The sequence below is a fragment of the Streptomyces sp. NPDC012935 genome, from assembly GCF_042900345.1.
Taxonomy (GTDB): Bacteria; Actinomycetota; Actinomycetes; order Streptomycetales; family Streptomycetaceae; genus Streptomyces.
The window spans coordinates 228234-250134 of the sequence record NZ_JBIBBC010000008.1 but is presented as its reverse complement, the minus strand read 5'-3'; the positions used below and the strand labels follow the sequence as shown (position 1 = coordinate 250134).

The 21901-nt window shown below is 70.8% G+C and carries 20 protein-coding genes; 5 read left to right on the top strand and 15 right to left on the bottom strand.

Going from position 1 to position 21901, the window contains the following annotated elements; translation table 11 throughout:
* The first annotated feature begins 98 nt into the window (after nucleotides 1-98).
* Together ACFY5C_RS21465 and ACFY5C_RS21460 are read left to right on the top strand one after the other, a co-directional pair.
* Nucleotides 99-2096 carry a glycosyltransferase family 2 protein gene (locus tag ACFY5C_RS21465; RefSeq protein WP_389446459.1) on the top strand — a complete coding sequence of 666 codons (1998 nt, stop codon included), beginning with the start codon at nucleotides 99-101 and terminating at the stop codon, nucleotides 2094-2096.
* The gene (locus ACFY5C_RS21460) at nucleotides 2093-4030 is read left to right on the top strand and encodes a galactose oxidase-like domain-containing protein (RefSeq protein ID WP_389446458.1); all 1938 of its coding nucleotides are present in this window, start codon (nucleotides 2093-2095) and stop codon (nucleotides 4028-4030) included. The genes ACFY5C_RS21465 and ACFY5C_RS21460 overlap by 4 nt, the downstream gene beginning before the upstream one ends.
* Nucleotides 4031-4088: 58 nt before the next feature.
* Here ACFY5C_RS21460 and ACFY5C_RS21455 read toward each other — a convergent pair whose 3' ends face one another.
* Nucleotides 4089-5120, bottom strand: coding sequence for a glycoside hydrolase family 6 protein (locus tag ACFY5C_RS21455; RefSeq protein WP_389446457.1), 1032 nt, complete (start codon nucleotides 5118-5120; stop codon nucleotides 4089-4091).
* Nucleotides 5121-5281: 161 nt separating this feature from the next.
* Between ACFY5C_RS21455 and ACFY5C_RS21450 the strand changes: the two genes are divergently transcribed.
* The gene (locus ACFY5C_RS21450) at nucleotides 5282-6061 is read left to right on the top strand and encodes a GAF and ANTAR domain-containing protein (protein ID WP_389446456.1); all 780 of its coding nucleotides are present in this window, start codon (nucleotides 5282-5284) and stop codon (nucleotides 6059-6061) included.
* Between the two features lie 222 nt (nucleotides 6062-6283).
* Here ACFY5C_RS21450 and ACFY5C_RS21445 read toward each other — a convergent pair whose 3' ends face one another.
* The 13 genes from ACFY5C_RS21445 to ACFY5C_RS21385 all read right to left on the bottom strand — a co-directional run bounded on the left by ACFY5C_RS21445 (nucleotide 6284) and on the right by ACFY5C_RS21385 (nucleotide 19135).
* Nucleotides 6284-6949, bottom strand: a complete 666-nt coding sequence (locus ACFY5C_RS21445) for a class F sortase (protein ID WP_389446455.1) — start codon at nucleotides 6947-6949, stop codon at nucleotides 6284-6286.
* Nucleotides 6950-6951: 2 nt separating this feature from the next.
* A complete protein-coding gene (locus ACFY5C_RS21440; RefSeq protein ID WP_389446454.1) occupies nucleotides 6952-7506 on the bottom strand; it encodes a hypothetical protein in 555 nt (184 codons plus the stop codon).
* Nucleotides 7507-7619: 113 nt separating this feature from the next.
* A complete protein-coding gene (locus ACFY5C_RS21435) occupies nucleotides 7620-8399 on the bottom strand; it encodes an HAD-IIA family hydrolase (protein ID WP_389446453.1) in 780 nt (259 codons plus the stop codon).
* Nucleotides 8400-8474: 75 nt separating this feature from the next.
* Complete coding sequence (locus ACFY5C_RS21430; protein WP_389446451.1) at nucleotides 8475-10007, bottom strand: alkaline phosphatase family protein; 1533 nt, start codon at nucleotides 10005-10007, stop codon at nucleotides 8475-8477.
* A gap of 103 nt (nucleotides 10008-10110) precedes the next feature.
* Nucleotides 10111-11166 (bottom strand): 2-aminoethylphosphonate ABC transporter substrate-binding protein, encoded by a 1056-nt coding sequence (locus tag ACFY5C_RS21425; RefSeq protein WP_389446449.1) that lies wholly within the window; start codon nucleotides 11164-11166, stop codon nucleotides 10111-10113.
* A gap of 69 nt (nucleotides 11167-11235) precedes the next feature.
* Nucleotides 11236-12033: an ABC transporter permease gene (locus tag ACFY5C_RS21420; RefSeq protein WP_389446447.1), complete on the bottom strand. Its 798-nt coding sequence runs from the start codon at nucleotides 12031-12033 to the stop codon at nucleotides 11236-11238.
* Nucleotides 12020-12916, bottom strand: coding sequence for a 2-aminoethylphosphonate ABC transporter permease subunit (locus ACFY5C_RS21415; RefSeq protein ID WP_389446445.1), 897 nt, complete (start codon nucleotides 12914-12916; stop codon nucleotides 12020-12022). The genes ACFY5C_RS21420 and ACFY5C_RS21415 overlap by 14 nt, the downstream gene beginning before the upstream one ends.
* Nucleotides 12909-13967, bottom strand: a complete 1059-nt coding sequence (locus tag ACFY5C_RS21410; RefSeq protein WP_389446443.1) for an ABC transporter ATP-binding protein — start codon at nucleotides 13965-13967, stop codon at nucleotides 12909-12911. Before ACFY5C_RS21410 ends, ACFY5C_RS21415 begins: the two co-directional genes overlap by 8 nt.
* Nucleotides 13964-14659: a phosphonatase-like hydrolase gene (locus ACFY5C_RS21405; RefSeq protein WP_389446441.1), complete on the bottom strand. Its 696-nt coding sequence runs from the start codon at nucleotides 14657-14659 to the stop codon at nucleotides 13964-13966. Before ACFY5C_RS21405 ends, ACFY5C_RS21410 begins: the two co-directional genes overlap by 4 nt.
* A complete protein-coding gene (locus ACFY5C_RS21400; RefSeq protein ID WP_389446440.1) occupies nucleotides 14656-15780 on the bottom strand; it encodes a TIGR03364 family FAD-dependent oxidoreductase in 1125 nt (374 codons plus the stop codon). Before ACFY5C_RS21400 ends, ACFY5C_RS21405 begins: the two co-directional genes overlap by 4 nt.
* A gap of 141 nt (nucleotides 15781-15921) precedes the next feature.
* Nucleotides 15922-16677 (bottom strand): GntR family transcriptional regulator, encoded by a 756-nt coding sequence (locus tag ACFY5C_RS21395; RefSeq protein WP_389446438.1) that lies wholly within the window; start codon nucleotides 16675-16677, stop codon nucleotides 15922-15924.
* 31 nt (nucleotides 16678-16708) lie between these two features.
* On the bottom strand, nucleotides 16709-17599 hold the full coding sequence (locus tag ACFY5C_RS21390; protein WP_389446436.1) for a hypothetical protein: 891 nt from the start codon (nucleotides 17597-17599) through the stop codon (nucleotides 16709-16711).
* Between the two features lie 294 nt (nucleotides 17600-17893).
* Entirely contained in the window at nucleotides 17894-19135 is a 1242-nt protein-coding gene (locus ACFY5C_RS21385) for an ROK family protein (protein ID WP_389446692.1), read from the bottom strand.
* 92 nt (nucleotides 19136-19227) lie between these two features.
* Here ACFY5C_RS21385 and ACFY5C_RS21380 point away from each other — a divergent pair, with 92 nt between their 5' ends.
* Both ACFY5C_RS21380 and ACFY5C_RS21375 read left to right on the top strand, forming a co-directional pair.
* Nucleotides 19228-20301, top strand: coding sequence for a Gfo/Idh/MocA family oxidoreductase (locus tag ACFY5C_RS21380; RefSeq protein ID WP_389446434.1), 1074 nt, complete (start codon nucleotides 19228-19230; stop codon nucleotides 20299-20301).
* Entirely contained in the window at nucleotides 20301-20816 is a 516-nt protein-coding gene (locus ACFY5C_RS21375) for a heme-degrading domain-containing protein (RefSeq protein ID WP_389446432.1), read from the top strand. Before ACFY5C_RS21380 ends, ACFY5C_RS21375 begins: the two co-directional genes overlap by 1 nt.
* Before the next feature lie 96 nt (nucleotides 20817-20912).
* Here ACFY5C_RS21375 and ACFY5C_RS21370 read toward each other — a convergent pair whose 3' ends face one another.
* Nucleotides 20913-21770, bottom strand: coding sequence for a fumarylacetoacetate hydrolase family protein (locus tag ACFY5C_RS21370; protein ID WP_389446431.1), 858 nt, complete (start codon nucleotides 21768-21770; stop codon nucleotides 20913-20915).
* Nucleotides 21771-21901: the final 131 nt, after the last annotated feature.

The following is a 21901-nucleotide window of genomic DNA, read 5'->3' as shown; positions in this document are numbered from 1 at the left end:
GCCCACCACTGATACGTCTGTGAAGGTCGAGGGGGACCGGAACAGTCGTCAAGGAACCGACAGACACGTGGGGTTACCCGCGTGTGGGGGGATGACTCATGACGTCGACGCCGACGGGCGCCCGGCAGAACTTCGACCCGTCTCAGACCACCCAGCTAAGGGTGCCTTCGCAAACCCGGACCGGCGCGTTCCGCCGGATCAAGAAGACGCTGCCGAAGTACGACTACGAGCACTACAGCCGGCTGGCCGGCCCCCTCACCCAGCCCGACCCGAACAAGCCGTACCGGGTCGAGTACCGCTCACTGATCTCGCAGGAGCCGCACCGGATCAGAGTCGCGCTCATGCTGGCGGCAGCTCCGCTGCTGTCGCTGGTCCTGCTGTTCTGGCTGCTGCAGCCCGAGCACTGGACCGAACGCGACTATCCCGCCTTCGACTTCCTGCCCGCGCTCGACATCGTGATGCTCGTCTCGATCGGTCTGATCGAGTTCTTCCGCTGCATGAACGTGCTGTCGAACGCGCACGCCACGCTGGTCGCCCGCGACCCGGTCCCGGTGGTTCCCGAGACCGGCACGAGAGTGGCCTTCCTGACCTCCTTCGTGCCCGGCAAGGAGCCGCTGGAGATGGTGACGAAGACCCTGGAGGCGGCCGTCAAGCTGCGCCACCGGGGCCTTCTGCACATCTGGCTGCTCGACGAGGGCGACGACCCGGAGGTCAAGGAGGTCTGCAAGCGGCTCGGCGTGCACCACTTCTCCCGCAAGGGCGTCGCCAAGTGGAACCAGGCCAAGGGCCCGCACCGCGCCAAGACCAAGCACGGCAACTACAACGCCTGGCTGGACGCGCACGGCGACGACTACGACTTCTTCGCCTCCGTCGACACCGACCACGTGCCGCTGCCGAACTACCTGGAGCGGATGCTCGGCTTCTTCCGCGACCCGAACATCGGCTTCGTCATCGGCCCGCAGGTGTACGGCAACTACGACAACTTCGTCACCAAGGCCGCCGAGTCACAGCAGTTCCTCTTCCACGCCCTCATCCAGCGCGCCGGCAACCGCTACGGCGCCCCGATGTTCGTGGGTACGTCGAACGCCGTACGCATCAAGGCGCTCAAGCAGATCGGCGGTCTGTACGACTCGATCACCGAGGACATGGCGACCGGTTTCGAGATCCACCGCCACAAGAACCCGGCGACGGGCAAGAAGTGGCGCTCGGTCTACACGCCGGACGTGCTGGCCGTCGGTGAGGGCCCCAGCGCCTGGACGGACTTCTTCACCCAGCAGATGCGCTGGTCGCGAGGGACGTACGAGACGATCCTCAAGCAGTACTGGAAGGGCTGGTACTCGCTGCCGCCGAGCAAGCTCTTCAACTACACGATGATGATCATCTTCTACCCGATGTCGGCCCTGAACTGGATCCTGGCGGCGCTGAGCTGTGCGCTGTTCCTGGGCTTGGGCGCCTCGGGTGTGAACATCGACCCGACGATCTGGCTGATGCTCTACGGCAACGCCTCCGCGCTCCAGATCGGCCTGTACGTCTGGAACCGCCGCCACAACGTCTCACCGCACGAGCCCGAGGGCTCCGGCGGTGTGGCCGGCATGGTGATGTCCGCGCTGTCGGCGCCGCTGTACGCGAAGGCGCTCATCGACTCCGCGCTGCGTAAGAAGAGCAAGTTCGTGGTCACCCCCAAGGGCGATTCCGCGAGCCCCGACCGGTGGTTCGGGACCTTCCGGTACCACTGGTACTTCATCGGGATCTTCGGCGCCTCGATCACCGCCGGTTTCGTGTACGGGCACGCGCACCCGGCGATGATCATCTGGGCGACGTTCGCCATGCTGATCACCGCGACGCCGATCTTCGCCTGGCGCTACATGCTGCGGCAGGAGAAGAAGAAGCCCGCCGAGGCGGTCCCGGCGCAGCCCGCGCCGGCCCAGGCCGCCCCGTATCAGCCGGAGACGCAACCGCTGCCCGCGCAGCACGCGTCCCCTGCCCCGCACGCGGCGCACGCGCCGCAGCACAAACCGAGTTGGGCCGCCTCCGGCAGCGGCACCGACCAGACCATGCAGATTGCCCTTGGTGGACTTGGGGGACGTAAGGAATGAACGACCGTGCAGGCCGCCGCCGCGCCCGTCGACTCGCGATAGGTACGGCGGTGGTGCTCGCGCTGGCCGGAATGAACGGGCCGTGGCTGTATCGCGTCGGCACCGAGAAATACCACCAGTACCAAATCAACAAGCCCGAGTACAAAGCCGAGAACGGCAAGTGGGAGATCGTCGAATTCCCCGAGGAGTACCGCCTCAACACGATCCACGCGGCGCTCCTGCACACCGGCAAGGTGCTGCTCATCGCGGGCTCGGGCAACAATCAGGACAACTTCGACGCGAAGAAGTACGACACCCGGATCTGGGACCCGGTCAAGGGCACGATCAAGAAGGTGCCGACGCCGAACGACCTGTTCTGCACCGGCCACACCCAGCTGTCCAACGGCAACCTGCTGATCGCGGGCGGTACGAAGCGGTACGAGAAGCTCAAGGGTGACGTCACCAAGGCCGGCGGCCTGATGATCGTCCACAACGAGAACCCGGACGAGCCGATCACGCTGCCCGCGGGCACCAAGTTCACCGGCAAGGAGAACGGCAAGACGTTCGTCTCCAAGGACCCGGTGCTGGTGCCGCGCGCGAAGAAGGTCTTCGACAAGGCGACCGGCGAGTTCCTGCGCAACGACCCCGGTCTCGGCCGGATCTACGTCGAGGCGCAGAAGAAGGGCGCCAAGCACGAGACCGGCACCCAGGACAACTACCGGGTCCAGGGCCTGACCGGCGCCGACGCACGCAACACGTACGGCATCGCGCAGAAGCTCGCCCTGGACAAGAAGGACTTCCAGGGGATCCGGGACGCCTACGAGTTCGACCCGGTCGCCGAGAAGTACATCAAGGTCGACCCGATGCACGAGGCCCGCTGGTACCCGACGCTCACCACGTTGGGCAACGGCAAGATCCTCAGCGTCTCCGGCCTCGACGACATCGGCCAGCTGGTGCCGGGCAAGAACGAGGTGTACGACCCGAAGACCAAGAAGTGGACGTACCTGACGAAGGTGCGGCAGTTCCCGACGTACCCGGCGCTGTTCCCGCTGGAGAACGGCAAGATCTTCTACTCGGGTTCGAACGCGGGCTACGGTCCCGACGACGTGGGCCGCGACCCCGGCATCTGGGACGTCGAGACCAACAAGTTCAGCAAGCTGCCCGGACTGAGCGACCCGAAGCTGCTGGAGACCTCCGGCACCGTGCTGCTGCCGCCGGCGCAGGACGAGAAGTACATGGTGATCGGCGGCGGTGGCGTCGGCGAGTCCAAGGAGGCGAGCGAGAAGACGCGGCTGATCGACCTGAAGGCCGGCAGTCCGAAGTTCGTGGACGGGCCTTCGCTGGAGAAGGGCACCCGGTATCCGCAGGCTTCGGTGCTGCCGGACGACACCGTGCTGGTGTCGGGTGGCTCGGAGGACTACCGGGGCCGCGGCGACTCCAACATCCTCCAGGCGCATCTCTACCGCCCCGGGGCGAAGGCCCTCGACCGGGTCGCCGACCCGCTGGTGGGCCGCAACTACCACTCGGGGTCGATCCTGCTGCCCGACGGCCGTGTGATGTTCTTCGGCTCCGACTCGCTCTACGCCGACAAGGCCAACACCAAGCCGGGCAAGTTCGAGCAGCGGATCGAGATCTACACGCCGCCGTATCTGTACCGGGACGCGCAGCCGTCGCTGTCGGGTGGTCCGCAGACCATCAAGCGGGGCGGGACGGGCACGTTCACCTCGCAGCACGCCTCGTCCATCGAGAACGTACGGCTGATGCGGCCGAGCGCGTCGACGCATGTCACGGACGTGGACCAGCGGTCGGTGAAGCTGGACTTCAAGAAGTCCGGTGACAAGATCACGGTGGATGTGCCGACGAACCGGAACCTGGTTCCGTCAGGCTGGTACATGCTCTTCGTGACGGACGACCAGGGCACGCCGAGCAAGGCGCAGTGGGTCAGGGTCCCGTAGCGGACACGCAATTGGGGGCGCCCTCCACGACGGAGGGCGCCCCCAATGCACGTAGGAGCTACTTGCTGGCCTTCGCGAGACCCAAGGCGTACTGGGCCCACCACTCGCCCGCCTTCGGGCCGCCCTTGCACTCGCCGTCCGACTCGCCCGGGCGCTTGACCCACACGTATGCGTCGACCAGCGGGTCGGCGGTCTTGGTCGTGGGCGTCTCCCCCAGGGCGCGGCCCGGCGGGTTGCACCAGCGCTCGTCCGGGTTGCCCTCGATGTAGGGGCCGTTGCCGTTGCGGCTGGTGTCGATGACGAACGGCTTGTTGCCCACCTTGGTGGAGAGCTCCTTGCCGTACTTGATCGAGTCCTCGGTCGTGTAGAAGTTGGAGACGTTGACGGAGAACCCGTCGGACTGGTCGATGCCTGCCCGCTTCAGGGGCTCGAAGATCTGGTCGGGGTGGCCCCAGCCGGCGTTGCCCGCGTCGACGTAGACCTTGGTGTTCTTCAGGGACTTGAGCTTGGTGATGGCGCCCTTGAGGAGGTCGTAGCGCTCCTCGTGGAACTCGCCGGGGGTGCAGCCGTCGACCAGGTGCAGTACCGCGTCCGGCTCCAGGATCACCGTCGTGTCCCGGTCACCGATGCCCTTGGCCACACCGTCGATCCAGGTCCGGTAGGCGTTGCCGTCGGCGGCGCCGCCCTGGGAGTACTGGCCGCAGTCGCGGTGCGGGATGTTGTAGAGGACCAGCAGGGCCGTACGGCCCGCCTTGTCGGCGGCCTCGGTGAAGCCGCGTGCCTCCTCCTCCGGGCTCTCCGGGCCGATCCACTCGCCCGTGGGCTGCTCCGCTATCTTGCGGATCTCCTCGGCGTCCTCCTTCTTGCCCGCCTTCATGTAGGCCGCCACCTGCTCGGCCGCGTTCCCGTCCGGGTTCACCCAGAACGGGTCGGTCTCCTTGGGCTGTTGACTGATTCCGGCGCCGGCGTTGTCATCGGGGTCGTCGCCGTCCCCGGCGGACGAACAGCCCGCCATCAGCAGTGCCGCCCCCAGCACCACCGCGGACGTCCGCGCGCGAGCCCCCCGCCAGGCCCCCCTGTTCAGGTACATCCAGCTCCCCCTCGGGTGCACTGTTCCAAGTCTCAATCCTGACATACGTGTCGTGGGGCACACGAGTTCGCCGAGCCTTGTCGGGGAGCTGTTACAGCCACTATGACGGCTGCCACAACGACAGGGGAAAACGGGCGACAGGGGAAGGGGAGGGTGCGGTCATGCACCAAGGCACCCGGGAGATCCGGCTGGCGGAGGCATTGGTGGAGTCGGCGGACACGCTCGTCGACGACTTCGAAACCGCCCACTACTTAACGGGCGTCGCCGACCACTGCGTGGGGTTGCTGGCCGCACGGGGCGCGGGGTTCATGCTGATCGACGACGGCCGGGCGGTGTCGCTGGCGGCGGGCGGCGCGCAGCGGGAGGTCGCCCTGGAGCTGCTGCGGGCCCAGTACGGCGGCGGGCCCTGTCTGGACAGCTACAGCTCCGGGCGAGCGGTGCCGCCGGTCTCGATCGGGGCGGCCCGGACGGACTCCCGCTGGCCCGAGTTCACGGAGCGGGCGCTCGCCCACGGCATCGGTACGACGTACGCGGTCCCGCTGCGCCGCCGGGACCGGCTGCTCGGCGCGCTCAACGTCTTCGGCGCCGACCGCACCGGCGGCTCCCCGGCCGAGGACGGTACGACGCTGCGACTGGCCCAGCTCATCGCCGACTGCGCGGCCCTGGGTCTGGAGAACAACACGACGTACGTCCAGTGCCGCACTCTCGCCGGTCAGTTGCAGCAGGCGCTGTCCAGCAGGGTGCGCATCGAACAGGCCAAGGGCATGCTCGCCGAGCGCTGGCACACTCCCGCCGACCATGCCTTCGTGGCGATGCGGCAGTACGCGCGCCGGCGCCGGCTGCCGCTGGACCGGGTCGCGCAGGAGGTCATCGACCGGGTCGTGGACGACGCCGAACTGCGCCGGGAGGCCGGGCGTGAGGACGACGAGGGACTCGTGTAGCCCCGCGAACTTCCTCTAGGCCGCGGCCGCCATCCGCTCTAGAGTCATTTCCGGACGACCCCAGCCCCCGGTCGGACGAGCCCCCCAACTCTGGTCACACAAAGCCTCCCGCGCCGGTCGCCGGGTTACTCCCGCAGCCCGTGCGCGCGCGGTCGAGGACCAGCCCGGTCGGCGACTTCGGGGGAGCGGTCGTCGGCCGGGCCAGGTGAACGGCCACGGCCGTCACAGCCCCGACCCCGTGAGATACCCCGACACGATCACGTTCGCCGTGTAGGTGCGGGTCGTGCGGTCGAAGGTGCCGCCGCAGGTGAGCAGGCGCAGTTCGGCGCGGCCCTCATGGTGGGTGCCGTAGGCCTGATGGGCGTCGAAGCGGTTGCGGGGGACGATGTCGACGTCGTCCACGGTGAACTCGGCGACCTTGCCGTCGTCGCGGAGCACCCGCACGATCGCGCCCGGCTTCAGGGCACGCAGACGGTGGAACACGGCCGGCCGGCGCTCGGTGTCCACGTGACCCACCATCAGCGCGGCACCGGCGGCCCCGGGCTTGACACCCGCCGCGTACCAGCCGACGTCGCCGGCCTGGACGTAGGGCGGTGGATCGATGGCGCCCTGCCGGTCGAGGCCCCGGGCGACCACGGGTGCCTGGATGCCGAGCCCGGGAATGTCGAGGCGTTGCGGCAGCGCGTCGCCCAGCGGGCGTGCGGCGGGCGGCAGGTCCACCTGCGGAGGCCGGCCGACGGCGGCGACGTCGCCGGCCACCGGGGCGGACATGCCCTGCTGTACGTCGGTGACCTCGCGCCCCCAAAGCCACAGTCCGAGCAGCAGCACGGTCCAGGCCACGCCCATGAGCAGGCCGCCCCCGTAGGCGGGGCGTTCGTGCTCGGACATGGTCAGTGCGGCCTGCGCTGCTCGCGGCTGCGGCGGGCACTGCGCAGCGCCACGGCGGTCGCGGCGACGCCGGCGAGGATCAGCCCGGTCACGGTGTGCGCCGTGCCGGGCCCGGCCTCACGGGCGTCCACGACGGCGAGCCGGGCGGTGCCGCCGCCGCCGGCGGGGACGGGCGCCACCGGCGAGGCGTGACCCGACGGCTGCGCCCCGTGCCGCGCGCCCTGCGGTCCTGCGACCGTGACCGCGCCCGTGCGTGACGCCTCCCCGCAGGCGACCGTCACGTCGTACGTGCCCGCCTTGAGCGTGGAGCGGACGCGGCTCTCGCCGGTGAGGGTGCCGTCGGCCCCGACGGTGAGGCGGGCGTCGGCGACGAACGCCTCGGAGACGGCCTTGGCGGCCCGCTCCGGGCATCCGCTCACTCGCAGCGCGATGTCCCCGCCCGGGCGGGGAGACGACGGGCTGACCGAGACACCCCCGTCCGCCGCGTATGCCGCCGGAGTGGCGGCGACCGCGCCCAGAGCGGCCATCGCACAGAGAGTGACCCGCAGTGATCCCATCGTGAACCTCCAGTTACCTGGAGACTCCCCCCGGGGCATCGGCCCCGCATCCTCAGCGGGGCCGCACTGCTCCGTACGGGTCGTGTTGCGCCCCGTTTCCCCGCCTCCGGGTTTCAGATCCGGTCGACGAGGTCCGCGATGGAGTCCACGACCTTGGAGGGCCGGTACGGGAAGTTCTCCACCTGCTCGGGCCGGGTCAGTCCGGTGAGCACCAGGAACGTCTGCATCCCGGCCTCCATGCCGGCCAGCACGTCGGTGTCCATGCGGTCGCCGATCATGGCACTGGACTCGGAGTGCGCCCCGATGGCGTTCAGGCCGGTCCGCATCATCAGCGGGTTCGGCTTGCCCGCGAAGTACGGCTGCTTGCCGGTCGCCTTGGTGATCAGCGCGGCGACGGCACCGGTCGCGGGCAGCGGCCCCTCGGTCGACGGACCCGTCTCGTCGGGGTTGGTGCAGATGAAACGGGCGCCGGCGTTGATCAGCCGGACCGCCTTGGTCATGGCCTCGAAGGAGTAGGTGCGGGTCTCGCCGAGGACGACGTAGTCCGGGTCGTGGTCGGTGAGGATGTACCCGATGTCGTGCAGCGCGGTGGTCAGGCCGGCCTCGCCGATGACGTACGCCGAGCCGCCCGGGCGCTGCACGTCGAGGAACTTGGCGGTGGCCAGCGCCGAGGTCCAGATGTTCTCGATCGGCACCTCCAGGCCCATGCGGTTCAGCCGGGCGTGCAGGTCGCGCGGGGTGTACATCGAGTTGTTGGTGAGGACGAGGAAGGGCTTGCCGGACTCGCGGAGCCTCTTGATGAAGGCGTCGGCGCCGGGAATCGGAATGCCCTCGTGGATGAGCACGCCGTCCATGTCGGTGAGCCAAGACTCGATGGGCTTGGGGTCTGCCATGTTGCTCTGCTCCTGGCCTGCGTACGGGATGAGCTGGGGCGCCGGAACCACGGCGTACCGACGCCCCCAGAGTAGTCAGGAGTGGCTGATCCTGACCCCGTCGATCACCCAGTACCAGTTGTTGGACCCGGTGTAGCGGAACCGGAAGCTCACGCTGGAGGCCCCGGAGGGGACGTCGACGGAAACGGACTGCGGCTGCGAGACGACGTCCGAGGTGTAGCTCTTGACGACGGTGGGCGTGCCGCCGTTGAAGGACGCGAGGATCCGGGCCGTCTGGGAGCCCTCCTGCCGGTAGAGGGTCGTGAAGTCCAGCCGCACCTTCGTCTTCCCGGTGACGTCGTAGGCGGGGGTGACCAGGGTCGAGTCGTACGTGCCGGAGAAGCTCTTGTCGGCCCACTCGTCGGAGTCGGCGACCGCGAAGACGCCGCGGGCGCGGACGTTGAGCTCACGCCACTGGTCGCGCTGGGTGCGGGACCAGAACTCGTCGGTGGCGAACGCCCAGCCGCGCCACTCGGTCATGCCGCCGGTGCCCATGGCGTTGTTGATGACGGACCAGCCGCTCGGCGGGGTGTGGGTGTAGCCGCGGACGGACGACGGGATGCCCGTCTCGTCCGTGCGGGTGGACAGGGTGAGAGCGTCGAAGGGGTCGCCGGAGCGCTCCTGGACCGGCTTGCCGTCCAGGCCCCAGGCGGGGTCGACGGGGATGCCGAGCTGCCGGAAGACGGTGGGTGCGACGTCGACCAACCGGGTGTCGATCGGGCGGGCGCCCGCGGCGATGCCGGGGCCGGTGGCGAGGACGAACGTGCGCCGCTCCTCGATCGAGGACCCGCCGTGGCCGCCCGGGTCCGTGTGGCCGTGGTCGGTGGCCACGATGACCGTCCAGCGCTCGGTGGCATAGCTGGGCCGGGCCTTGATCGCGGCACGCAGCCGGCCGACGAACGCGTCCTGGACGGCGATCTGGTCCAGGTAGGCCTGGCTGCCCGCGCCCTGGTTGTGGCCCACGATGTCGGACTGGCCGAAGTAGACGAACAGGACGTCCGGGTTCTGGTTGCGCAGGAGCGCCTCGGTCTCGGCGGCGATGGTGGCGTCGTGCCCGGTGTAGCCGTCGGCGTCGCCGTCGAGGACCAGCTTCGCGTCCGCGCCGGGGGTGACGGTGCCCTGGGTGTCCAGGGGCTTCCAGTCGACGGCGGCGTAGGTGGACAGGGCGGGCCGGACCTGGGCGAGGCGGGCGAGGAAGCCGGGGTAGCGGGCGTAGTTCTTGCCGATGAAGGTGTTGTCCTTCACGCCGTGCTTGTCGGGCCACACGCCGGTGGCGATGGTGGACCAGCCGGGGCCCGAGGAGGTGGCGGCCATCGGGCCCGAGTACAGCAGCGAGGTGCCGTACGTGCCCTCGCTCATCATGGCCTTGAGGTGCGGGGCATTGGCCGCGTCGATGCGGTCGTGCCGCAGGCCGTCCATGCCGATGACTAGCACCTTGTCGTTGCTGGTGCCGTTCGGGAGCGTGGGCAGGGCGTGCGCGCCGGGCGCGGTGGAGGCGCCGAGTGCCAGGGTGGCGGCGGTCGCCGTGGTGGTGGTGAGGACGGTGCGGCGGGACAGGTGTGACGTCACGTGATCCTCCTGAGCGGGTGCGAGCGGGCATGGCGACGCCCCCGGTGTGGTGCCAGGGGCGTTGCGTGGAGCGGTCCGTACGGGGTGGGCCGGCTGTCGTGGGTCAGCTGTCGGTGGCCGACTTCCAGGCGTCGACGTACGAGGTCAGGTTCTTGTCGATGTCGTCCCAGTCGGGCTCGAAGACCTCGACGCCGTCGATGATCTCGGCGAGCGCGGTGGCGTTGGCGTCGGTGGCCTTGACGTCCTGGCGGGCGCTGAAGCCGCCGCCGATCTCGCTGACCTGCTTCTGGGCGTTCTGGCTCAGCATGAAGTCGAGGAGCTTCCTGCCGTTCTCGGTGTGGGGGGCGTCGGTGACGAGACCGGCGGCGTAGGGCAGGGCGAAGGTGGTGGGCTTGCCGCCGTCCTTCGCAGGGAACCAGATGCCGAGGTTCGGCATGGTCTTGGACTGGGCGAAGTTCATCTGGACGTCACCGTTGGCGACGAGCAGTTCACCCTTGTCGACCTTGGGCGCCAGCTTGCCGGTGGAGGCGGAGGGGCCGACGTTGTTGGCCTGGAGCCCCCGGAGATAGTCCATGGCGGGCTTCTCGCCGCCGAAGTCGTGCATGGCCTTGATGAGCACGGCCGTTCCGTCGCCGGCGACGCCCGGGGTGGAGTACTGGAGCTTGTTCTTGTACTTGCCCTCCAGCAGCTCCTCCCACGTGGTGGGCGCCTGCTTCAGCTCGTTCTTGTTGTAGATGAACCCGAAGTAGTTGTTCACGACCGAGGTCCAGGTCGCGTCGGCGGCCTTGTCGGCGGCGCTGACCTGGTCGGAGCCCTTCGGGGCGTACTTCTGCAGCAGGCCCTTGCCGTCGGCCTGCTGGATGAAGGGCGGGAGCGTGACGATCACATCGGCCTGCGGGTTGCGCTTCTCGCGGGCGGCGCGCTGCACCATCTCGCCCGAGCCGCCCTCGACGTACTCGACCTTGATGCCGGTCTGCTTCTCGAAGTCCTTGAAGATCCGGTCGTACCAGCCGTCGCCCTTCTCGCCCTTGAGGCCGTCGGCGCTGTAGACGGTGACGACCTTCTCGTCGGCGGCGGCGGAGTTGCCGCCGCAGGCGGCCAGGACCGGGGTGGCGAGGAGGGAGAGGGCTGTCGCGAGCTTGAGGGTGTTTCTGGGCATGGCGGAGGAACTCCTTGCGCGTTGAGGGTTCTTGCGAGCTGGATCAGCGGGGCGGGCCGGGGCTGCGGGTCAGCGGTACGAGGCTCGGGTGCGGATGCGGGAGACGGCGAACAGCGCGAGCAGCGTCGCCGCCATGAGGACCACCGCGAGGGCGGAGCCGGAGAAGAGGGCACCGCGGTCGGTGGCCGCGTAGATCAGGACGGGCAGCGGGGTCCAGTCGGGCGGGTAGAGCATCATCGTGGCGCTCAACTCGCCCATGGACAGGGCGAAGCAGAGGCCGGCGGCAGCGGTGAGGGACGGCAGGAGGAGGGGGAGCCTGACCCGCCACAGCACGTACGCGGGCCGGGCGCCGAGGGATGCGGCGGCCTGTTCGTACGCCGGGTCGAGGCGGGCGAGGGCTGCGGACACGGACTGGTAGGCGAAGGCGGTGACCAGGACGGTGTGGGCGAGGATCACGATCTGGCGGGTGCCGTTGAGCAGGAACGGCGGCTGGGAGAACGCCACCAGGATCGCGAGGCCGACGACCACCGAGGGCACCGCGACCGGCAGCACGAACAGCGCGTCCAGGACCCTGCGATACCGCTTGTTCAGCCCGGCCGCCGCGAGGGCCGCCCAGGTCCCGGCGACCAGGGCGAGCAGGCTCGCGGCGGCGGCCGTGACCAGGCTGGTGGTGAGGGCCTGGAGGGCCTCGCCGCGGGTGGCTGCGCTGTAGTGGCCGGTCGTGAAGCCGGAGGGCAGCACGCTCGACCAGTTGGTGGCGAAGGAGGCGCCGAGGACGACGAGCAGCGGAAGGGCGAACAGGGGCAGGAACAGGACGAGGAAGACGGCCCATACGGCCCACTTGGCCCCGCGGCTATGCACGAGCACGGCGGCTCACCACCCGGTAGAGGCCGTAGAGGCCCACGGAGATCAGGACGTTGACGACGGCGACCACACACGCGCCCGGGTAGTCGGACTCCAGGATCGCCTTGCTGTAGACGAGCATCGGCAGGGTCGTGACCCCTTTCGCGCCGGTGAACAGGACGATGCCGAACTCGTTGAGGCACAGGACCAGCACGAGGCTGCCGCCGGCGGCGAGGGCGGGCAGCGCCTCGGGGAGGATCACCCGGCGGATGATGCGCAGGGGGCGCGCGCCGAGCGAACTGGCCGCCTCCAGCTGGGCGGTGTCCAGCTGGGAGAAGGCCGCGAGCAGGGGCCGTACGACGAAGGGCGTGAAGTAGGTGATCTCGGCGAGCAGCACGCCCCAGGGGGTGGTGAGGAACTGGAACGGGCCGTCCCTCGCGCCGGTGACGTCGGTCCACAGGCCGTTGGCCATGCCGACCGTGCCGTAGATGAACAGCAGGGCCAGCGTGATCAGGAAGGACGGGAAGGCCAGGAAGACGTCGATGAAGCGGGCCACCGCCCGTGCCCCGGGAAAGGGCACGAAGGCGATGACGAGCGCGATCACGAATCCCAGGACCAGACATCCCACGGTCGCCCCGGCCGCCAGCCAGACGGTGGTCCACAGCGCCTCGCGGAAGGAGTCGGAGGCAAAGACATCGGCGTACGGCTGGAAGGACGTGCCGCCGGAGTCGGGCTGAAAGGACTGCTGGACGACGAGAACGAGGGGGTAGAGGAAGAAAAGGGCGAGCAGGGCAACTGGCGGGGCGGCAGCCAACCAGGGGCGCGGGGCCCTGTTGAATTTGCGGCTACCGCCGCACGGGCGTGACCAGCCCCCACCGCGCCGCAGCCGACGAACGGCCTCAGTCATGGCCCACCCCTGCGGCCAGCAGCGTCGCGTCCTCCGGGGCGAAGTGCAGCGTCACCTCGTCGCCGTGGGCCGGCGGCTCCCTCAGTTCCCGCAGGTCGGCGATGACCCGGTGGCCCTCGACCTCGACGTACAGCCGGTGGGTGGCACCGCGCCACTGGATCTCCGTCACGGTCCCGGACAGCCCGTTGGGCCCGGCGCCGAGGCCGACGAGATGGGGCCGTACGCACAGCGTCGCCTTCGCGCCCGGCGCCGCACCCTCCGTGTCCACCTTCAGCTCGCCGCCGCCGAAGGCGACGCCGCCCGAACCGACCGTCACCGGCAGCAGGTTGGCGTTCCCGACGAAGGACGCGGTGAACTCGTTGGCCGGCGCCCGGTACAGCTCCCGCGGGGTGCCGCAGGCCTGGAGCCGGGCGCTGTCCATCACCGCGATCCGGTCGGCGAGGGTGAGTGCCTCGACCTGGTCGTGGGTGACGTAAAGGATCGTCACGTCCGGCAACTCGCGGTGCAGTCGGGCGAGTTCGGCGAGCATGCCGGAGCGCAGGCGGGCGTCGAGGGCGGAGAGGGGTTCGTCGAGGAGGAGGACGCCGGGGCGGATGGCGAGCGCGCGGGCGATGGCGACGCGCTGCTGCTGGCCGCCGGACAGCTCGCGCGGGTAGCGGCGGGCGTACGCCGCCATGCCGGTCATCTCCAGGGCCTCGCCGACCCGGGTGCGGATCTCGGCCTTGGAGACCTTGGGGGCCTTCTGGGCCTTCAGGCCGAAGGCGACGTTCTCCTCGACCCGCATGTGCGGGAACAGCGCGTACTGCTGGACGACCATCCCGATGCCCCGCCGGTACGGCGGCAGGTCCGTCACGTCCTGTCCGCCGAGGAACACCCGCCCGGAGGCGGGCCGTACGAACCCGGCGACCGCCCGCAGCGCGGTGGTCTTGCCGGATCCGGACGGCCCGAGCAGCGCCATGACCTCGCCGGGCTCGACGGTGAGGTCGAGGGAGCCGAGGACGACGTTGCCGTCGTAGGCGACGCTGACGGAGTCGAAGCGGATGCCGCTCATGTCAGCACTCCTGGCAACTCCGCGACGGAGCCGAGGATATGGGAGGCCCCCGCCGCCCGCAGCGCGTCCGCGTCGTGCGCGCCGGTCAGGACACCGGCGACCAGGCCCGCGCCCGCGCGGACGCCGCTGAGCATGTCGTAGGAGGTGTCGCCGACGACGGCGATCTCCCGGACGTCGTCGGCGGCCGCCGTCCGCAGCAGCGCGGTGAGGACCATGTCGGGGTACGGCCGCCCCCGGCCCCCGGCGTCGGCCGGGCACAGGGTGAGGGGGACGAGGTCCTGCCAGCCGAGCGCGTCGAGGATCGCGTCCTGGGTGACCCGGGCGAAACCGGTGGTGAGGACGACGCCGCGGCCACCGGCCTGGAGTTCCTCGATGGCCTCACGGGCGCCGGGGACGGGTGCGACGAGTCCGCCGTCGACGAGTTCGCCGTACGCCTTCTCGAAGGCCGCGTTGGCGCGCTGGGCCCGCTCCTCGTCGCCGAACAGATGCCGGAAGACGGAGATCTTGGACTCGCCCATGGTGGCGCGGACGTAGGCGAGCTTGTCGGCGTGGTCCGGGGAGCCGGGCTCGACGCCCAGTTCCGCGGAGGCCGCCGCGAAGGCCCGCTCGACGAGGCCGCCGTCGGCGACGGTCGTACCGGCCATGTCGAGCACGACCAGCCGCGTCTGCTGATTGTTCGTCAACTTCGTCACCAACCCAGTTCGTTCGCGGTCGTCTCGGCTATCGCGGGCGAGCAGGTCATCCCCCGCCCGCCGGGTCCGGTCACCAGCCACACGCCGTCGCGCACCTGCTGCCGGTGCACGACCCGGGAGGAGTCGGTGCACTGCGCGTACACCCCGGCCCAGCGGCGCCGGATCTTCGGCAGCGGGCGGCCGAGGAAGGACTCGACGACCTCGGTGAGGTGGTCGTAGGGGTCCTCGAGGGTGTCGAAGGCGAAGGGGTGCTCGTACTCGTGGGTGTCGCCGATGGTCAGCCCGCCGTCGGCGCGCTGCACCATGAGCAGCTGCATACGGTGGGCCGCGGCGGTCTCGGCCTGCGGCTGCCCGGCGCCGAGCGCGTCCAGGGCGGCGGAGCCGTACGCCGGGTAGTAGCGGAAGCTGTCCGCGTCGGCGACCGAGGTGGTCAGCGGTTCGCCCAGCGGGTCGGTCTGCATCATCTGCAGGCGTACGCGGCGTACGGGCAGGTCGGGTCCGGCCAGCTCGCGGACCAGGCCGCCGAGCCAGGCGCCCGTGCACAGGACTACGACGTCGCCGCCGTGGACGTCCCCGTGGTCGTCGCGGACGGCCCCGGCGCCGATGACCTCACGGACCTCCCGGCCGGGCTCGAAGGTGTAGTTGGGGGACTTCAGCAGCTCCTCGCGCAGGGCGAGCTGTGCGGTGCGCGGCTCGACGGCCGCGTCCCGCTCGCAGTACAGGGCGGCGGTGAAGTCGCCGCGCAGGGCAGGGTTCACGGCGCGCGCCTCGTCGGGCGTCAGCAGCTTGTGTCCGCGGGCGGCGGCGTCCTCGCGCGCCACGGCGGCCTCGGCGACGGCGAGCTCCAGGTCGCCGCGGACGGGAGTCAGGGAGCCGTTCGGCCGGAAGCCGAGGCCCGGCACGCGGGCTCCGATCCCCTCCCACAGCTCTCGTGCCCTGAGCGCGGTTTGCAGCTCCTCGCCGCCCGCGCGTCCGCTCACCCAGATCTGTCCGAAGTTGCGCAACGACGCGCCGCGAGCCTCCGCCTCGCGCTCGATCTGTACGACCTCGTGGCCGCGTTCCACTGCCTGCCAGGCGTGCATGGTGCCCACCACGCCGGCTCCGACGACTATCACTCTCACGACGGCCACGCTCCTCGGGATTGGGTAACCGGAAGGGTCCGGCTGACAACGAGAGCGTGAACTGGCCATCACGTTTGGGCTAGACCCGTTACTCTTTCGTGATATCCAATGGCGTGACGAACAGGCCGAATTCCGGACTTTTCAGCCGCGCAGATGGGTGGTGAACGAGAACCGGTCCCCCCGGAACAGCGTCCGCACCCGCTCCAGCGGCTCCCCGTCGGTGTCCCGTGAGACCCGGTGGATCAGCAGCATCGGGAGGGCGGGTGGTGTCCCGATGAGCAGGGCCTCGCGGGGGGTGGCCAGCACGGTCTCCAGGCGCTCGTCGGCGTCGCCGAAGACGATGCCCTGTCCGTTGAGGAAGGCGTAGAAGGAGGAGTCGGGGTCGAAGTCGGCGTCCAGCCGGGGCACCCGGGCGACGGCGACGTACGTGCTCTCCAGGCCGACCCGCTCGTCGTCGGCGAGCAGGACGCGCTCCATGTGCCAGACGGGCTCGCCGCGTACGAGGCCGGTCTCGGCGGCGAGGGCGGCGGGGCACGGGAAGCGGTCGAGGGTGACGAGGCTACGGCCGGGGGTGCGCCCCTGCCGCCGTACGCCCTCGGTGTAGCTGGCGAGGGAGAGGGGCTGTGCGAGCTTGGGCCCGGCGACGACCGTGCCGCGCCCCCGCCGCCGCAGCTTGCCCTCCAGCACCAGCTCGCGGATCGCCTGCCGGACGGTCTCGCGGGCGACCTCGTACTCCTCGGAGAGGTCACGCTCGGTGGGGAGGGGGTCGCCCTCGCCGAGTTCGCCGACGAGGAGGTCGAGCCGGGCCTTCACCGCGTAGTACTTCGGGATCCGGCCGTGCTCCGGGATGCCCTGGCGCACGGGGGCGCCGGGGGCCTGGTTGTTCGGGTAGTCCACGCAGGGATCGTCGCAGACGGGGCGGGCGTCCTCAGCGGCGCCTCCGGGCGATGAGCAGGGTGATGCCGGCCAGGAGCAGGGCCGCGGTGGTGGCGAAGGTGGCGCCGGGGGGCGTGAGCCCGGTGCGGGCCAGTTCGTCGGCGAGGGTGAGATGGCCGCGGGGGTTGTCGGCGCCGGGGGTCGCCGAGGGGTTCGCCGCGGCGGAGGCGGCCGGGGAGGCCGAGGACTGGCGGTCGGTCTGGCCGGTGGGGGCGGTCGTGTCGGCCGGCTCGGCCTTACCGGGCGGGTGGTTGGGGTCGGCGGGGTCGGCGTCGATGGTGAAGCGGTAGTCGTTGGACTGGCCGACCCAGTCGCCGTCGCCCTCGTGACGCTGGACGACGGCCGCGTTGGCGGTGACCTTGTTCGGTACGGCGTCCGAGGTGACGGCGAGCCGGACCTTCACGGTGATCGTCCTGCGGGGGCCGACGGTGAAGCCGGGGAAGTCGCCGGAGCCGCCGAAGGCACCGACGAGTTCGTCCTCGTCGGTCGCCTCGAAGCGGACGGGGTGGGGGCGGGCACGGTCCGGGCCGTCGTCCGCGCCGCCCTTCGGGCTGCTGCTCGGACTGCCGCTCGGGCTGCCGTAGAACTCCATGCGGGGCTGGGACGGCTTGAGGGCTCGCTCGGCGTCGACGAGGACGACGACGGGGTGGATGCCGGTGCAGGTCCGGCCGGTCTTGTTGGTGAGGTCCAGATACCAGGTGCCGAATCCGCCGCCGGCCACGTAGGAGTCGGGGCCGCCGTGGAGGCGGGTCGTGAGAGGGAAGGCCCGGTCGTCGGTGGCGCAGCTGGGCAGCTCGGCCGAGGGCTCCGCGTGCACCGGGGGCGCTGCGGCGAGGAGGGCGGCTGCTGCGAGGCAGAGGGAAACGGGTGAGTGCAGTCGCATGAACACATGACCATGCCGGGTCGGGTCGGCTTCCGGGCGGTGCCATTCCGTACGGCTTCGCAAGTCCGCTCGATCAGCGCACGCCGCCGACGCGTACGGTCCTCGATCAGCGGGCGCCGCGGACGCGTACGGCTCTCGCTTTGCGCACGCCGCCGACGCATACGTCCCCGATCAGCGGGCGCCGCGAACGCGTACGGCTCTCGCTCAGCGCACGCCGCCGACGCATACGTCCTCGATCAGCGGGCGCCCGCCGCCGGGACCGAGGGCGCCGCCCTGAGCCTCAACGCCGCCGCCCTACCCCTCCGCCCGCCCGAACAACGGCGCCAGCAGCAACTGGGCCGCCCCCTCGGCGACCACGCGCTCCCCGCCGGCGGCGAACCGTACCGGCACCGCGTCCTCGCCCGCGCGCCGGGCACGCGCGTCGAGGACGGCGGCGACCCCGCGTACGAAGGTCTCCGGCGCGGCGGCGACCGTACGGCCGCCCAGCAGCACGAGGTCGACGTCGAGCAGCGCGACCAGGTTCCCTGCGGCCGTGCCCAGCACCCGGGCCGCCTCCGCCAGGTCACCGCGCGCCACGGCGGCCAGGCACAGCGCCTCGACACAGCCACGGTTGCCGCACCCACAGGGCGGGCCGTCCAGCTGAACGACCTGATGCCCGAACTCCCCGGCTCCGGTGCGGGTCCCACGGTGCACGACTCCCCCGATCACGAGCCCCCCGCCGAGCCCCGCACCGAAGTGGAGGTAGGCGAAGGAGGCGCCGGATGGAGCTGCGATGGGGGCGGGGGAGCCGGAGGCGGGAGTGACCGTCGCGGCGGTGCCTGACCCGCCCAGGACGGGCGTCATGGTGCCGGACGTCGCCCCTCCCCCAGCCGCGCCCCCCACCGCAAGCCCGAGGGCCGCCGCGTTGGTGTCCTTGTCGACCACGACCGGCAGCGAGAGGCGCCGCGCGAGCGCGTCCCGCAGCGGGAAGCCGTTCCACTCCGGGAACCCGGTGACCCGGTGCAGCACACCGCGCCGGTGGTCGAGCGGCCCCGGCAGCGCTACGCCGACGCCGAGTACGGCACCCGGCCGGCCGCCCCCGGCCACCAGCTCCTCCACCTCCCGCACGGTCCGCTGGACGACCGTCTCCGCACCGGCTCCGAGGTCCAGCGGCGTCCGGCGCCGGGCGACCACGGCACCGGTCAGATCGCAGAGGACGGCCGTCAGCTCGTCCCGGTCCAGGTGCACGCCCACCGCGTGCCCGGCCTCCGGCACCAACCGCAGCACCGTGCGCGGCTTGCCTCCCGTCGACGCCCGGCGCCCCGCCTCCGCCGCCAGCCCGTCCTCCCGCAGCCTGGCGGTGATCTTGCTGACCGCCTGCGGGGTGAGGCCGGTGCGCTCGGCGAGTTCGAGCCGGCTGATGCCCTCGGGACCGGCCGTGCGCAGCAGGTCGAGCACGAGCGCGGTGTTGTGACTACGCAGCGCGCCCAGGTTCACGCCGCCGAGCCCGACGCCGCTGCCGCTGCCGGCAGCGGCGCCACCCTTCGACCTGTTCACGCCACCCACCACGCCACTGTCCACACCACGCTTCACGCCCCCATTGTCCCCGGCGCTTGCACTTTGGCAACAGCGTTGCGAAAGTGGGATTCATGAGTGCTACTCCCCTCCGCGTCGGCCTGGTCGGCTACGGCCTCGCAGGCTCCGTCTTCCACGCCCCGCTGATCGCCACCACCGAGGGGCTCGCCCTGGACACGGTGGTCACGTCGAACCCCGAGCGGCAGAAGCAGGCCCGCACCGAGCACCCGGACGTACGCGTCGCCGCCACGCCCGACGAGCTGCTCGCCCGAGCCGACGACCTCGACCTGGTCGTCATCGCGTCCCCGAACAAGACGCACGTCCCGCTGGCGACCGCCGCCCTGAAGGCGGGCCTCCCCGTCGTCGTCGACAAGCCGATCGCCGGCACGGCGGCCGAGGCACGCGAGCTGGCGGCACTGGCCGAGGAGCGCGGCCTGCTCCTGTCGGTCTTCCAGAACCGCCGCTGGGACAACGACTTCCTGACGCTGCGCCGGCTCCTGGCCGAGGGCGAACTGGGCGACGTATGGCGCTTCGAGTCCCGCTTCGAACGCTGGCGCCCGCAGCCCAAGGGCGGCTGGCGGGAGTCCGGCGACCCGACAGAGATCGGAGGTCTGCTCTACGACCTCGGCAGCCATGTCGTCGACCAGGCACTGGTGCTGTTCGGCCCGGTCACGCAGGTGTACGCCGAGGCGGTCGTCCGCCGCGCCGGCGCGCAGACGGACGACGACACGTTCATCGCGCTCACGCACGCGAACGGCGTCCGCTCCCACCTGTACGCCTCCGCGACGACCGCCCAACTGGGCCCGCGTTTCCGGGTGCTGGGATCCAAGGCGGGCTACGTCAAGTACGGCCTGGACCCGCAGGAGGCGGCACTGCGGGAGGGCCGGCGCCCGGACACGACGGCGGACTGGGGCACGGAACCCGAGTCGCTGTGGGGCCGGGTCGGTTCCGGCGAATCCCCGCTGACCGGCGGCGGCCGCGCCGAACCCACCCTCCCCGGCGACTACCCCGCCTACTATGCGGCCGTGGCGAAGGCCCTGCTGGACGGCGGCCCCAACCCGGTGACGGCTCTGGAGGCGGCATCCGCCCTCGACGTACTGGAAGCGGCGCACCGTTCGGCACGCGACGCAGTGGTGGTGAAGCTGTGATGACCAACAAGGCACACAACCCGGAGATCACCCCCAAGTTCCACCCGGAGATCACCCCGTCCCTGGAGGACCTGGAGGCCCAGGAACGCCGCCTGGTCTTCCGGCAGTTCACCTACGAGGACGCGTGGACGCTCGGCTCCCTGCTGGTCGAGATGGCCCGCGAGCGCCAGGCCCCGGTCGCCATCGACATCCACCGGGCCGGCCAGCAGCTCTTCCACGCGGCCCTGCCCGGCTCCACCCCCGACAACGACGCCTGGATCGCCCGCAAGCGTCGGGTGGTGGAACGCTACGGCACGTCCTCCTACGTCGTCGGCGCCCGCTTCCGCGCCAAGGGCACGACCTTCGAGGACTCCTCCCGCCTGGACCCCGACACCTACGCGGCGCACGGCGGCTCGTTCCCCATCAACGTCGAGGGCGCGGGCGTCATCGGATCAGTGACGGTGAGCGGCCTGCCCCAACTGGAGGACCACCGGATGGTGGTGGAGGCGCTGGAGCACTTCCTGGAGAAGCAGTAAGGCAACGCCCTGCTTTTGTCTTTTAGGGGCGCGGGGAACTGCGCGAGCAACCACGGACGGCCCGCACCCGCCGTACACGCGCAGCCCCCACCCCCTCTAGGCGTCTTTGAACTCTTGCCGCTGCCGACCGAGCCCCTGGATCTCCAGCTCGACAACATCCCCCGCCCGCAGATACGGCTTCGGCTCGGGCTGCCCCATGGCAACCCCCGCCGGCGTGCCCGTGTTGATGACGTCACCGGGATACAGCGTCATGAACTGGCTGACGTACCGCACGACTTCGGCGACCGGAAAGATCTGCTCGGCCGTGGTGCCGTCCTGCTTCAGCTCGCCGTTGACCCACAGCTTCAGCGCGAGGTTCTGCGGGTCCGGCACCTCGTCCGACGTCACCAGCCAGGGCCCCAGCGGGTTGAACGTCTCGCAGTTCTTGCCCTTGTCCCAGGTCCCGCCCCGCTCGATCTGGAACTCCCGCTCGGACACGTCGTGCGCCACCGCGTACCCGGCGACATGCGCGAGCGCCTCCTCGGCCGACTCCAGATACCGGGCCGTACGTCCGATGACGACCGCGAGCTCGACCTCCCAGTCGGTCTTCGTCGACCGGCGAGGGACCAGCACGGTGTCGTTCGGCCCGACGACCGTGTCCGCGGCCTTGAAGAAGATGACCGGCTCGGCGGGCGGCTCGGCGCCGGTCTCGCGGGCGTGGTCGTGGTAGTTCAGCCCGATGCACACCACCTTGCCGATGCGCCCCAGCGGCGGCCCGACCCGCAGCCCGGTCGCGTCCAGCTCGGGCAGCTCACCGGCGTCCGCGGCAGCGCGGATCCGGCCGAGCGCGGCGTCGTCGGCGAGCAGCGGTCCGTCGATGTCCGGCACGACGCCCGACAGATCCCGCAGGGTCCCCTCGGCGTCCAGCAGCGCGGGCCGCTCCGCTCCCGCCGTACCGACTCGCAGCAGCTTCATGATCACAATCTCCCTCGATCGCGGGCGCCCGCCGACGGGTGCAGCCATCGGAGGACTGGTCGATCCTCCAAGGTCCAGGGCCAGTCCGCAATACCCGGTTCACGTACTGGACCGTAGGCACGAGGGCCGCA

Bases quoted from the DNA above. Each gene is read 5' to 3' on its own strand.
- ACFY5C_RS21455 (WP_389446457.1), bottom strand. From the start codon at position 5,120: ATGTACCTGAACAGGGGGGCCTGGCGGGGGGCTCGCGCGCGGACGTCC.
- ACFY5C_RS21460 (WP_389446458.1), top strand. From the start codon at position 2,093: ATGAACGACCGTGCAGGCCGCCGCCGCGCCCGTCGACTCGCGATAGGT.
- ACFY5C_RS21435 (WP_389446453.1), bottom strand. From the start codon at position 8,399: ATGGCAGACCCCAAGCCCATCGAGTCTTGGCTCACCGACATGGACGGC.
- ACFY5C_RS21445 (WP_389446455.1), bottom strand. From the start codon at position 6,949: ATGTCCGAGCACGAACGCCCCGCCTACGGGGGCGGCCTGCTCATGGGC.
- ACFY5C_RS21450 (WP_389446456.1), top strand. From the start codon at position 5,282: ATGCACCAAGGCACCCGGGAGATCCGGCTGGCGGAGGCATTGGTGGAG.
- ACFY5C_RS21380 (WP_389446434.1), top strand. From the start codon at position 19,228: ATGAGTGCTACTCCCCTCCGCGTCGGCCTGGTCGGCTACGGCCTCGCA.
- ACFY5C_RS21390 (WP_389446436.1), bottom strand. From the start codon at position 17,599: ATGCGACTGCACTCACCCGTTTCCCTCTGCCTCGCAGCAGCCGCCCTC.
- ACFY5C_RS21410 (WP_389446443.1), bottom strand. From the start codon at position 13,967: ATGAGCGGCATCCGCTTCGACTCCGTCAGCGTCGCCTACGACGGCAAC.
- ACFY5C_RS21375 (WP_389446432.1), top strand. From the start codon at position 20,301: ATGACCAACAAGGCACACAACCCGGAGATCACCCCCAAGTTCCACCCG.
- ACFY5C_RS21465 (WP_389446459.1), top strand. From the start codon at position 99: ATGACGTCGACGCCGACGGGCGCCCGGCAGAACTTCGACCCGTCTCAG.
- ACFY5C_RS21425 (WP_389446449.1), bottom strand. From the start codon at position 11,166: ATGCCCAGAAACACCCTCAAGCTCGCGACAGCCCTCTCCCTCCTCGCC.
- ACFY5C_RS21440 (WP_389446454.1), bottom strand. From the start codon at position 7,506: ATGGGATCACTGCGGGTCACTCTCTGTGCGATGGCCGCTCTGGGCGCG.
- ACFY5C_RS21415 (WP_389446445.1), bottom strand. From the start codon at position 12,916: ATGACTGAGGCCGTTCGTCGGCTGCGGCGCGGTGGGGGCTGGTCACGC.
- ACFY5C_RS21370 (WP_389446431.1), bottom strand. From the start codon at position 21,770: ATGAAGCTGCTGCGAGTCGGTACGGCGGGAGCGGAGCGGCCCGCGCTG.